Raw genomic sequence first — 11,559 nt, 5'->3', positions numbered from 1 at the left:
AGGATATCAGGGTAAATTTTCGCGCCAGTACTTCACACGGACCTGCGTCTTGACAGCATCGATGATCTCGATGATGAGGTTGATCAGCGCCTCATTCTCGGTCTCGTCTGCCTGCATCTGTTCAGGGCTCGGCAGGAATACGTTAACGATATCCTCGATGAAGGCGTGATTGGAGGCCGAAGCCAGGTCGTCGAGTATCTGGTGGATCACATTGGCAACAATATCGCCGACCGCTTCTTCCAGCGTTTCCTGGATAGTGGGGCCGACCACCGGCAGGTACTTCAGGCGGGACAGCTCAAGGTTTTGCTTGAGGGCGGTGTCTACCCGGTCCTCCAGGTAACTGCGCAAGGCCCCCCGGTTGGGTACATAGCCCTCCTGGGCGGCTTCGGCAACGCGGTCTGAAATCCAGTCGGCGAGCATGCCGCGGCGGGGGTAGAGAATGTCCTGCTGGATTTTGTCGAACAGCGGGGATCCGCGGCGGACCTCTTGCTGAACCCCGCTTAGCACCTTCAGAACGATTCGGTCGGACAGCTCTTCCATGAACGCCTCGTAGTAGAAATTCACGAAGCGATAGAGCTTGGTGCTGGTTACATCAATGATCTTGTACTGATGCAGGCGATAAATGATCGAGATGACCCGAAGAATCCGCAGGAAACGGAGACTGCCCACGGGGATACAGCCAACCAGGTCGTACCAGTGGATAAAGGGGTAGAAATACCAGCGGTCATAGACTTTGGCTTTGACGGCGTAGCCCCAGCGCAGGAAAAACTCGGTCAGAAAAACCGAGACGAAAATCATGTCGTAAAAGATAAAGCGTTCGTGGATCGGGTGGTACAGGCTTTGTAGTCCCGGGGTGTATTCCCGCAGAAGGTTCTGGACGGCCACGAAGTTGTAGATGGAGTCCCAGATGATGAAGGCCAGGTTGATGATGAGCAGGCCAAGCATCAGGAAGTCGACGATGAACCAGACAAGTTGATGGCTGGACTTAAGATTCTCTCGATTAATGTGGAGCATTCAGGGCTTCCGGTTGCCTGCCAAGACGTTATAACCTCCTGACAGGTTAGCTTATTTTGTTCCTTACGACGACTCGCCATGGATTAACTTGACCGCCTGCAATTAAACTTCCACGCTTGAACACGGACGCACTGTTCACGACCCTCAACCCTGAAGCAGCCGGATGCTACCAATAAAACACGTTGTTACATCAGGCCGGCTCCGGCTCCTCGCATTACTGATCCTGTGGGCGCCTTTGTCGGTTTTTGCCCAGCAGGTCGAGGTGACGATCAAAGGGGACTACCCGAAGCTCAAGGAGAATGCCGAGGCCTTCATCGGAGAGGTTGAAGGTCGAAGTGCCAGCAATCTGCGTCGCTACGCATCAACCGCAGTCAATCAGGCGAGTCGGGCCTTGCGCGCGCTCGGGTATTACAGCCCGCAAATAGACTGGCGTGTCGAGGAAGGGGATGCCGATGAGGTCTCCCATCTTATTCTGGACATCGTTCCCGGTGAGCCAGTCAAGGTCGTATCGCGTTCGGTAGAGATTCGGGGAGCGGCTGCCTCTGATGCGGAGTTCACCGATGATCTGCCCGAGCACCCGAAAGAAGGGGATGTCCTCAATCACGGCCAGTATGCGGGCCTTCGTGACACCATTCAGACCCGGGCTCGCCAGCGTGGCTATTTTGATGGAACCTTCGTAGAAAAAAGCCTCAAGGTAAATCCCGAGACCCGGATTGCCGAGATCACGCTGGTCTATGACAGCGGGGAACGTTATCGCCTGGGTGACGTCTCATTCGAGGAAGGCCACTGGTTCGAGACTGGCCTGCTTGAGGACTTTGTCACCTTTGAACCGGGGATCCCCTACCACGCCGATGAAATCGCCAAGCTGAACCGGGATCTGTCCAATAGCGGCTATTTTTCCGGGATCGATATTGATGCTGTGCCATCCAGCGCGGTCGACCGGGTGATCCCGGTCAGTGTCGCCCTGACCCGACGTGATCCTCGCTCGGTCTCCGCCGGTGTTGGCTTTTCTACCGATGTCGGGCCCCGGTTGCGGGGGAACTGGCGCGAACACTGGATCAACCCCATGGGGCACAAACGGGGAGCCGATGCCGAGCTGTCCGCTCCGCGCCAGAATGTGAGCGCCTGGTACGAGTTGCCGCTCGAGCCGCCAATGACGGACCTGATCCGATTGACCGCAGGTTACCAGCGCGAAGACATCGAGAATGTCGAGTCGGAACTGTTGACCTTCGGCCAGCAGTGGCAGCACGAACTGGATAGCGGCTGGCTTCAGGTACTGTCCATTCGCTGGGAGGGTGAGCGTTTCAATATTGGCGACGACGAGACGGGTACCAGTAGCCTGTTCTTGCCGGGCGCTGGTTATTCCAAGCTCTATGCGGATTCGGCGTTGGACCCGTCGAAAGGCTACCGGTTCCAGTTTGACGTTACCGGAGCACACCGGGCGGTGCTGTCGACAGTGGACATTCTGCACGTCAATGCACTGGCCAAGGGATTGTATACCGTGTTTGGCAATCACCGCTTTCTGGGCCGGGTTCAGGTGGGCGCGGTCGCCACCAACAGTTTTGAAGATGTGCCGCCCTCGCTTCGTTTCTTTGCCGGCGGCGACCAGAGTGTCCGGGGTTACGGGTATGAAACCCTGTCCCCCGAGAACGACAACGGGGTTCCGGTCGGTGGTCGTTTTCTGCTGGTGAGCAGTGGCGAGTACCAGTACCAGTTCGCTGACCGTTGGCGAGCAGCAGTGTTCGTCGATCATGGTAACGCCATCAATGATCCGTTTGATCCGCTTGCGACCGGCGCCGGTATCGGTATTCGTTGGATCAGTCCGGTCGGGCCTTTGCGGCTGGATGTGGCCAAGGGGCTGGACCGGGAGTTCGGAGGTGGCTGGCGTATTCACTTCTCAATGGGACCTGAATTGTGACCGATCATAAGGATCGCGACGAGGATCAGCAGCCGGAGCAGGCTCCCAGCCGCCGGTCGGCCTGGTTCTGGGTGCTGCTTGTGTTGGGTGGCCTGATTCTGTTGCCTCTGGTTCTGGTGATCGCGATCTTGTTGGCCCTTAAATCCGAAACGGGTACCGCCTGGGTGATAGAGCAGATTCCCGGCCTGGAGGTGACTGAAGGCCGGGGATCGCTGATGGGTAAGTGGCAGGCCGAAACAGTTGACTGGCAGGGCTATGGCGTGGAGGTCCTGGTCGAGTCGGCGCTGATCGACTGGTCGCCTTCGTGTCTGCTCAAGAAACGGCTCTGTCTGGACGCGCTTCGGGCCACGCAGGTTGATGTGCGTGTCGAGCCGTCCCCTGACAAGGAGAGCGATGATCAGGGGATTGCCCTGCCTGGTTTGGATTTGCCGTTGGGAATCCGCATCGGTGAGGTGAACCTCGGGCCGTTCAGCCTGAATGAATCCCGAATCTGGGATCGGTTGGAATTGTCAGCCGGTGGTTCGGGATCGGACTGGCAGATCGAGCAGGCGCGCTACCAGCTGGATGACTATTCGGTCACTGTGTCCGGTCGGGTGGAAACCCGGCGGGACTGGCCCGTGGATCTGGATGTTGAAGTGTCACTGCCACCCCCGTCCGGCGATCGCTGGACGTTCGATGTGAACCTGGCGGGCAGCGTTCGCGATCTCAGGTTATCGGGACACAGCCAGGGATACCTCGAGGCAGGTCTGGAGGGCCGGTTGTCGCCCCTGGCCCCTGCCTTGCCGGCGGAACTCCGGATCACCTCGACACGTTTCCTTGCGCTCGAAACACTGCCGGAGACATTGGAGCTGCAGGATTGGTTTGTCGAGGCCGAGGGTAGCCTCGAGTCAGGTTTTCAAACCCGTGCGGAGGCAAGGTTGCCCGGTACCGAGGGGCCAATTGGCCTGACCCTGGAGGGTCTGGTGGATACCGGCGCGGCCAGAGACCTGACGCTGACAGTGTCGTCATCGTCTTCCGGGACGACCGGCAAAGTCCGCGTCACCGGTAACGTAACCTGGCTGGACGGTCTGGCGGCGGATGCGAACCTGTCACTGAACCGCTTTCCCTGGTACTCGCTGGTGCCGGAGTTGGCCGAGCCTGCGGTTAGCCTGAATCGACTCGACGGCTCCGTAACCTGGTCAGCCGGGCGCTATCACGCCAACGTAGAAGCTGATGTAGAGGGACCCCAGGGGGCGGCGACGCTGGCCTCGGTCGTGGACGGTGATACCAGCGAGACCACACTGACAGATCTGAGCGTGGTGACTGATGCCGGATCCCTGTCCGGGAGCGGTAAGGTGAATTTTTCCGGGCCTCTGACCTGGCAGGCCGGGTTGCAGCTTGACGGTTTCAATCCGGGCTACTGGGTGCCCGTCCTTGAGGCCAGCCTCAGTGGCGACATTGAAACCAGCGGGACGCTTCGCGAAGACGCTATTCCCGCCATCCAGGCACGCTGGGATTTGGCCGGCCAATGGCAGTCCAAACCGGCGCAAGCCCGAGGGTCGCTTGATTCCTCAACCGGCAGTTGGGAAGTGTCCGGACTCGAGATGACGGTCGGAGACAACCGCCTGGACGGATCCGGAACCTGGGGCAATGAGATAGCCGGCAAGCTTCGCTTGAGCTTGCCGGCCCCTGGTCAGTTGCTGGCGGATCTGGCGGGGCAGATGAACGCGGAACTGACGGTGGCGGGTACACCAGACAATCCCACGGGAGAACTGACGGTCGATGCCCGGGAACTCGGTTGGCAGGACACCCTGGGGATCGCAAGCCTGGATGTTGACGCGATTCTGGAGTCAGGCTTCAGCCTGAAGGGTCGCGTCGATGCAAAAGGCATTGAGGCTGCCGGTCAGCAACTCAAGGCGCTCACACTGAATGCGTCCGGCACCCGGGATGAACACCAGCTTGAGCTTTCGGCCAGTCATGCCGAAGCCGCCGTGCGCCTCCTGTTTGCCGGTGGTTTCAGTGAGGAGTCGTGGAGCACCTGGAACGGCTCCCTGTCCGAAGGGCTGATTGAGGTACCGGAACAGAATCAGCGCTGGGAACTGGAGTCTGCAGCAACCCTGGCGTATCAGGAGGATGGCGAACTCCGCTTTGGCGCCCACTGTTGGCGCTGGCAGCAGAGCAGTGTCTGTGCTGAAAATCAGACACTGCTGCCCACCCCGAGTCTTGCTTATCAAATTGACAACTTCCCGACGGCGGCCCTGGATCCGTTAATGCCGGAGCGGCTGCGCTGGCGGGGCAGCCTGAATGGCGAGATCGATTTGACCATGACAGAGAGCGGGCCAAGCGGGCAGGTTCGGGTCGATGCCGGTAGCGGGGACTTTCAGATTCTGGTCGATGAGGGCTGGGAGTCCCTGGATTATGAGCGTTTCATCACAGAGCTGAATCTTGAGCCTGAGAGGGCAGAGCTGGATCTGCAGCTTGCAGGTCCGCAGCTGGGGGAGCTCGCTGTCGATGTCGGAGTTGATCCGCGTTCCGCTGATCGTCGGTTGGAAGGGACATTCAGGTTGAACAATCTCGACATAGCCATGGCCGGTCTTTTTGCGGGGCTTGAGGAGATCTCGGGAGAGATCAATGGCCAGGGGAAACTGTCCGGCCCGCTAATGAAACCGGCCGTTACTGGCGAATTGGCGCTGACCAATGGTCGGGTGGTTGACCCGAGTTTGCCGATTCCCCTGGAAGAGATTTATGTCAGTCTGGGGCTGAATGGCTACTCCGCGGATATTCGCGGCAGGATTCGAAGCAATGCCCGCAGCCAAACCACACTGAATGGGTCGGTAAGTTGGGAAAATGCGCCGGAAGGGCGACTGACAATCAATGGAGAGCGTGTTCCGTTCAGCCTGGAACCCTACGCACAGGTGGAGTTGGCGCCGGATCTCGCGATTGCTTTCCGCCAGGGTGAGCTGAGTGTGACCGGCCAGCTGGCAGTGCCGCGGGGCAGCATCGAAATCAAGGGACTGCCGGCGCAGGCGGTCTCGGTGTCGGAAGACGAGGTGATTGTCGGGGTCGAACAGGAAGAGCCGGCCATTCGAACCCTGGATATGGATGTAACCGTTGTGGTTGGCGAGGATCAGGTAACCTTCGCCGCCTTCGGTGTTACCGGTGATCTTGAGGGTACGATACGCATTGGTAACAATCTTGATACCCGTGGCACCCTTCAGCTCGTGAATGGCCAGTATAAGAAGTTTGGCCAGGAGCTGGAGTTGCGCACGGCCCGGATACTGTTCGTGGGCAACCTGACGCAACCCTACCTTGACATTGAGGCCGTGCGGACGGTGGATACGGTGGTGGCCGGCATTCGTTTGAGCGGGCCCGTGCAATCGCCCGCGACGGAAGTGTTTTCCACCCCGGAAATGCCCCAGACCGACGCCCTGTCCTATTTGATTCTGGGCCGGCCGCCCCAGGGCCGGGGGGATGAAGGGCAAATGAGCGGTGCTGCGTTGTCCCTGGGGTTGACTCAGGCCAACAAGTTTACCGGCCAGATCGGTGAGGAATTCGGCATTGAACAGTTCATGCTGGAATCGGAGGGCAGTGGGGAGCAGACGTCTGTCGTGGCCAGTGGTTATCTGACGGATGAGCTGAGTGTCCGGTATGGCGTCGGTATTTTCGAGCCGATCACAACGGTGGCCCTGAGGTACGATCTCGGCCGGTACTTCTACCTGGAAGCGGCCAGTGGTCTGGCCGCTTCGCTGGACATCTTCTACACCCGGGATTTCTGAGCTCAGTCCAGTTCAAAAGTTACGTTGACTGTGGCGTGCACCTCTCGCACTCCGACGCTGGAAACGGCATCGGCCGATCCCTTGGCTTCCGCCATCATCATTGGAACCGGCCGGAAGCCACCGTTGATGTTGATGGTCACTACGTCACCACAGGATTGTTGCAGTTGCTGGGCCACGAACTCGCAGCGAGACTGGGCATTGGCGATGGCTCTGGACAAGGCTTCCTGCTCCAGGCCGGTTTCATCGGAGTGAAAAAACTGGCCAGGGCCGAGATTGTAGTTCAGTCCAATGGCCTGCGCCTGTTCGAGCAGGGGGTTGAGCAGGGAAAGGTCGTCAATGTGGAAGGTGACCGTCTGCGACGCTACCGCCTGTTTCCGAGGTTCCTCGCCCCGTTCGCTTACCGGCAGCGTTCGGCTGTAAAGGTTCACCATGGCATCCGTGTAATCCTGAAGCCTGTCCTGATACTGACGGATCGCTTCGCGCCACTGGTCCATCAGCTCGGCCACCTGCTCTGTTGCCTGTTGCGGCATCTCATGCTCGGCCTTGGCGATGAATTGCAGCCGGGCGCTGTCCGGCTGATACCGCACACTGCCTTCGCCGCTGAGGGTAACTTCGCCGGCCAATGACAGAGCCGGGACCAGCGCCAGTGAAAGGCCGAGGCTTGTTGCACGCTTCCATCTGTTCATGAGTCATTCCTCCTCTGAATTCACATCGGGATCGGGCTTTCCGGAATCCGGTTCCAGGCGGCCCAGTTTGAAGTCCAGTGCTGCCTGGACGAATTGTCTGAAAATGCGGCGATGTCCACTATGATATAGCAGATATTCCGGATGCCATTGCACGCCCATCAGCCATTGGTGGTGTGTGTTTTCGATAGCCTGAACAAACAGGTCGTTATCCACAGCAACTACCCGGAGGTTTCGACCAAGCCGTTTGATCGCCTGGCTGTGGATGCGATTGGCACCGATCATCGACGACTGCATGATGTGCCCGAGCCTGCTGTTCTTTACCACTCTCACCGTCTGCATCGGTAACAGTAGCGGGCGGTGTCGGGTATGGACGCGAAAGGGCGTCACGTTCTGGCACAGGGAGCCGCCATGGAACACATTGATAAACTGGGCACCCCGGCAGATTCCGAGCACGGGAATTCCGATGCGTTCCGCCTCTTCCAGCAATCGCTGGTCGGTGGCATCCCGTTCCCGGTCATAGTTCGCGGTGACCATCGGTTGCTGATTGTAGTGCTCTGGATGCACATGGGTTCCCCCGGACAGGACGAGCCCATCCAGCAGAGACACATCCGTTCGCGACCCGGGGCGAATATAGTGGGTGCGCCCCCCCTGCAACCTGATGCCGAGGCTGATGAGGCGATGTGCAGTGCCTTTTCGTGCCGGACCGCTGATACCGATGGTCAGTCCGGGCTGTTCATCTCCGGTTCCAAGTGGTTCAGACATAACCCCTGCTATGTAACCACTCGGCGGCTGTATCAAGCCAGCTGTGGGTCAGGTTGTGCAGATTGATCTTGCTCTTCTCCCGGAAGAGCCTGCGGAGCTCTGCCAGTTGGGAGGCATCAGAGGCGATCTGCTCCAGAATGACCCAGTCGTTCCAGACGCTGGAAAAGTGCCACGACGGGTTATCAATGTCACAGTCCGGCAGCCGGTAATGCAGGGTAGGGCGACTCTTGATCCTCGGGTCATCCACATACTGGCCCAGTAGCTCTGAGTCCAGGTGGGCGAACAGGGGTAGGAGGTCCAGTGCCCGGTTCCGCGTCGGATTGTATTCCAGGTAGTCCCGCATCAGCTGTTCCTGATCCGGTGCATAGTCATCTTCCATCAACAGATCGGTATACCGGCTGCTCCAGGGTTCGATATAGGTGGTGAATTTGCGGCTGATGTCCAGCTGGTGGCGGGATTTGAGCCACTCGTACAGTGCTGCGAAGGCCTGGAAATAGCGTACCAGCGTAGCCGGCTTCAGGTCCGGCAACTCCGGGTTAAGCTGGAGCCCGAAAGCATAATAGATCGCTTCCCGGCTTCCGAGTGCTCCTTCCTCGCGCAGCTTGTCTGAAAGCGCCTCTATCCGGGGGACTTCGGAAAACGGGATAGGGGGTGTGATGATTTCAAGTGGAACAACGCGCTCGGCTGCGGCATCAATCACTTCCATGGCCTGACCGCCCAGCTCCCGAATGGTGTCGGGCAGGCGCTCATCGGTCAGGTCCAGATCCTTGATCGGATCTGAGTCCAGCTCAATGGTGAATGACCCCAGGTCAGTATCCAGCTTGGTGACATAACGCGATTGCAGGTCGGGTTCGGTGCCCAGGAAACGCGCCATAAGATTCACCAGTGCATCGTACCCCAGTCCGGAAAGTTCAATTTCGATCCCGACGCGGCGCTCTTTGCCGTCATCGGTTCTAAGAATGTCCGGCATCTTGCAGCCAGTCGATTGGCTCATAGCTCTCCCTAACACGCGAGTTTCATGTTTTGTCACCTTACCACAATCACCGAAGCGGGCGCGTTTACGCAGCAGGCAGAAAAAACGTGGCGGGACTTTACACTGGATAAAACACTGTATATAGTCATTTTACTGTATATAAAAACAGGGCTGGTCAGAAGGGTCATTAAGGCCGGTTCCCGGGATCCCCGTGATGGAGTAGCTCAATGAAGCTGACAGCAAGGCAATCTCAGGTGCTGGAAATAATCCGGCGGTATCTGGATGAAACTGGTTATCCACCCACACGTGCGGAAATTGCCGCGGAGTTGGGCTTTCGTTCAGCTAATGCGGCGGAAGAGCACCTGCGTGCCCTGGCTCGTAAAGGGGCCATAGAAATGGTTCCGGGGGCCAGTCGAGGCATACGTCTGCCGGAAGCAGAGGAAGATCTCGGGTTGCCGGTGATTGGCCAGGTGGCTGCGGGCAGTCCGATCCTCGCCCAGGAGCACATTGAGGATCATGTCACCCTCCAGCCCAGTTTTTTCTCGCCGTCGGCGGATTATCTTCTGCGGGTGCGCGGGATGAGCATGAAGGACATTGGCATCCTTGATGGCGATTTATTGGCAGTCCATCGGACCCAGGATGTGCACAATGGCCAGGTAGTTGTGGCGCGTGTAGGCGAAGAAGAGGTGACCGTCAAGCGGTTCCGGAAGGAAGGTTCGAAGGTTTACCTGATTGCGGAGAACGACGAATTTGCCCCGATTGAGGTGGACCTTACCGAGCAGCAACTGTTTATCGAAGGTTTGGGCGTGGGTGTAATCCGACGGTCGGACCTTCACTGACCAAGTCGGGTTGCCACGGATAGTTTGAGAGCAGGTGAATCATGGAACAATTAAGCTTCAACCAGAATCTGGCTTATCAGCAAGGTGCGTTGTCCCACGCGGTACCGCCGTCTGCGGCTCCGGAGAGGCGTTCTGTGATTCGGGCCCGGCGCAGACCTGATCGTACCGATACGGCGGCTAGCGGGAACGTCACGGAGATTATTTTGCCGGAAGGTCAGGTAGAGAATTTTCAGCTGCTGCTTCCAATGCTGACGCAACTGAATCAGGAAAAGCGCTGGCTTGCCTGGATTGATCCACCTCAGGCCCTGGTCAGCAAATGGCAGAAAATGCATGGCATTGTCGCTGGCGAGCTGTTGGTGCTCAGGTCCACTTCGGATCATTCGGCGCAGGAACTGGCAGAGCGGGCATTAAGTGCGGGTACCTGCCATGCCGTCGTGATGTGGACGCGCAAGCTTGGCAATTCGGCGTTTGAGGCCCTCCAGCGGGCTTCAGCCAATGGCAGCAGTCATGGTGTCGTTCTGCGCCAGCGTTGAGGTCGGTTGCGTCACGGTTTTCCCTGTGACGCAACGCCGGGCTCTGATCAGTAGCGGCCAAGTGCCGCCGGGGCCTGTAAATCAGTGGAGGGTATAGGACTGCTGGCTGTCGACAGCTTCCAGCTCGTCATCTTCCCAGTCAATGTCGTGAGCGACATTTCCAACGGCCTCGATGCCCGCCGCGATCATGGCCTTGGCAACATTCATATCCCGGTCTTCCATCATTTCCCGGGCTTCCTCAGAGAACGAAATTTTCACAAGCGGTGCGCTATCGTCGTCGATACGACGCAACGCATAGTCGCCGTTGCTCAGTTGTACGATTTCAAAAAATGATGGTGACATTCGGTAAACCTTTCAATTAATGAGACCCGGAGTAGCTCAGCGTTTGGTTACCACTCGCTGTGCTGCTCTTCCAGGTCATCGGCAAAATTTTTCATGGCGCCAAGTGTCCGGCGCAGGCCCTGGGCTGAGCGGTCAGGCCCGGTATCGGCAGAAACCGCAATGATGTTCTCTGCACTGACCGATTTCCGGGTCACAGGTGGCCGACTCTGTGAAGCTTCCATCTGATCCAGATGGTTCCACCAGCTGCCCGGCTGGCTCTCCAGTTCCCGCAGGCGGGCAATGTCGTTGGGGGCCTCCCCGATCAACGCCGCCAGTTCATCCAGGGTTGCCGGTTCCTCGCTCCGTTTCTGGTAGAGGCGGGCAATCATCACCAGTAACAAGCGCCGTGACCTCAGCAAGAGCTCAATGGCGCCCTGAATTACCGCTTCGCGTCCCATTGCCAGTTCTGCCTCTGTGGCTGGCCGGTCTTTCATGGGCCCAGAGTCGTTCTCTAGCTGGCTCAGCAGAGTTCGAGCAAGGAACAGTTTCTGTGAAACCAGCGAATGCCACTGAGAAGCCATGGGATACCTGCAATCACGGAGCGGTCGTTTCAACCCGGAAAATTAATTCACCAGCATAACATTTCCAGCCACAAGTTTCTCCCTTTGTCTGGGTGGTTTCCGTTTCACAAGAAAATACAAACATTCACTTGAAACGGTCGTTTGAATTTGGCAAAAAGACGCCCGGTTGTGCGATCT

General features: G+C 58.1%; 10 protein-coding genes. 4 read left to right on the top strand and 6 right to left on the bottom strand.

The features are described 5' to 3' along the window. Positions 1–6 precede the first annotated feature (6 nt). Positions 7–1,014, bottom strand: coding sequence for a hypothetical protein (locus tag KZO34_RS03665; protein ID WP_219473517.1), 1,008 nt, complete (start codon positions 1,012–1,014; stop codon positions 7–9). 163 nt (positions 1,015–1,177) lie between these two features. Here KZO34_RS03665 and KZO34_RS03660 point away from each other — a divergent pair, with 163 nt between their 5' ends. After that, on the top strand, positions 1,178–2,932 hold the full coding sequence (locus KZO34_RS03660) for an autotransporter assembly complex protein TamA (protein ID WP_219473516.1): 1,755 nt from the start codon (positions 1,178–1,180) through the stop codon (positions 2,930–2,932). After that, complete coding sequence (locus KZO34_RS03655; protein WP_308318766.1) at positions 2,929–6,687, top strand: translocation/assembly module TamB domain-containing protein; 3,759 nt, start codon at positions 2,929–2,931, stop codon at positions 6,685–6,687. The genes KZO34_RS03660 and KZO34_RS03655 overlap by 4 nt, the downstream gene beginning before the upstream one ends. Before the next feature lie 2 nt (positions 6,688–6,689). On the opposite strand, the gene KZO34_RS03650 is transcribed toward KZO34_RS03655, so the two are convergent. Genes KZO34_RS03650 through KZO34_RS03640 form a run of 3 tightly spaced genes read right to left on the bottom strand, consistent with a single transcriptional unit; the run spans position 6,690 to position 9,129 of the window. After that, on the bottom strand, positions 6,690–7,373 hold the full coding sequence (locus tag KZO34_RS03650; RefSeq protein WP_219473515.1) for an SIMPL domain-containing protein: 684 nt from the start codon (positions 7,371–7,373) through the stop codon (positions 6,690–6,692). Positions 7,374–7,376: 3 nt separating this feature from the next. Next, complete coding sequence (locus KZO34_RS03645; RefSeq protein ID WP_219473514.1) at positions 7,377–8,135, bottom strand: gamma-glutamyl-gamma-aminobutyrate hydrolase family protein; 759 nt, start codon at positions 8,133–8,135, stop codon at positions 7,377–7,379. Continuing rightward, a complete protein-coding gene (locus KZO34_RS03640; RefSeq protein ID WP_219473513.1) occupies positions 8,128–9,129 on the bottom strand; it encodes an amidoligase family protein in 1,002 nt (333 codons plus the stop codon). Before KZO34_RS03640 ends, KZO34_RS03645 begins: the two co-directional genes overlap by 8 nt. 206 nt (positions 9,130–9,335) lie before the next feature. On the opposite strand from KZO34_RS03640, the gene lexA reads away from it, so the two are divergent. After that, a complete protein-coding gene (gene lexA / locus KZO34_RS03635) occupies positions 9,336–9,947 on the top strand; it encodes a transcriptional repressor LexA (protein ID WP_219473512.1) in 612 nt (203 codons plus the stop codon). 41 nt (positions 9,948–9,988) lie between these two features. Beyond that, complete coding sequence (locus KZO34_RS03630; RefSeq protein WP_219473511.1) at positions 9,989–10,480, top strand: cell division inhibitor SulA; 492 nt, start codon at positions 9,989–9,991, stop codon at positions 10,478–10,480. Between the two features lie 81 nt (positions 10,481–10,561). Here KZO34_RS03630 and KZO34_RS03625 read toward each other — a convergent pair whose 3' ends face one another. Together KZO34_RS03625 and KZO34_RS03620 are read right to left on the bottom strand one after the other, a co-directional pair. Continuing rightward, positions 10,562–10,822, bottom strand: a complete 261-nt coding sequence (locus tag KZO34_RS03625; protein WP_219473509.1) for a hypothetical protein — start codon at positions 10,820–10,822, stop codon at positions 10,562–10,564. Between the two features lie 47 nt (positions 10,823–10,869). Further along, positions 10,870–11,382, bottom strand: a complete 513-nt coding sequence (locus tag KZO34_RS03620; protein ID WP_219473507.1) for a DUF6586 family protein — start codon at positions 11,380–11,382, stop codon at positions 10,870–10,872. Positions 11,383–11,559 lie beyond the last annotated feature (177 nt).

The sequence above is a fragment of the Marinobacter sp. F4206 genome, assembly GCF_019392195.1.
Taxonomy (GTDB): Bacteria; Pseudomonadota; Gammaproteobacteria; order Pseudomonadales; family Oleiphilaceae; genus Marinobacter.
The sequence above is the reverse complement of the archived record's forward strand: the minus strand, read 5'-3'. Positions and strand labels throughout refer to the sequence as shown.

What these genes read in the sequence shown, in the direction of transcription:
- KZO34_RS03665 (WP_219473517.1), bottom strand. Translation starts at nt 1,014, where the DNA reads ATGCTCCACATTAATCGAGAGAATCTTAAGTCCAGCCATCAACTTGTC.
- KZO34_RS03660 (WP_219473516.1), top strand. Translation starts at nt 1,178, where the DNA reads ATGCTACCAATAAAACACGTTGTTACATCAGGCCGGCTCCGGCTCCTC.
- KZO34_RS03650 (WP_219473515.1), bottom strand. Translation starts at nt 7,373, where the DNA reads ATGAACAGATGGAAGCGTGCAACAAGCCTCGGCCTTTCACTGGCGCTG.
- KZO34_RS03645 (WP_219473514.1), bottom strand. Translation starts at nt 8,135, where the DNA reads ATGTCTGAACCACTTGGAACCGGAGATGAACAGCCCGGACTGACCATC.
- KZO34_RS03640 (WP_219473513.1), bottom strand. Translation starts at nt 9,129, where the DNA reads ATGAGCCAATCGACTGGCTGCAAGATGCCGGACATTCTTAGAACCGAT.
- lexA (WP_219473512.1), top strand. Translation starts at nt 9,336, where the DNA reads ATGAAGCTGACAGCAAGGCAATCTCAGGTGCTGGAAATAATCCGGCGG.
- KZO34_RS03630 (WP_219473511.1), top strand. Translation starts at nt 9,989, where the DNA reads ATGGAACAATTAAGCTTCAACCAGAATCTGGCTTATCAGCAAGGTGCG.
- KZO34_RS03625 (WP_219473509.1), bottom strand. Translation starts at nt 10,822, where the DNA reads ATGTCACCATCATTTTTTGAAATCGTACAACTGAGCAACGGCGACTAT.
- KZO34_RS03620 (WP_219473507.1), bottom strand. Translation starts at nt 11,382, where the DNA reads ATGGCTTCTCAGTGGCATTCGCTGGTTTCACAGAAACTGTTCCTTGCT.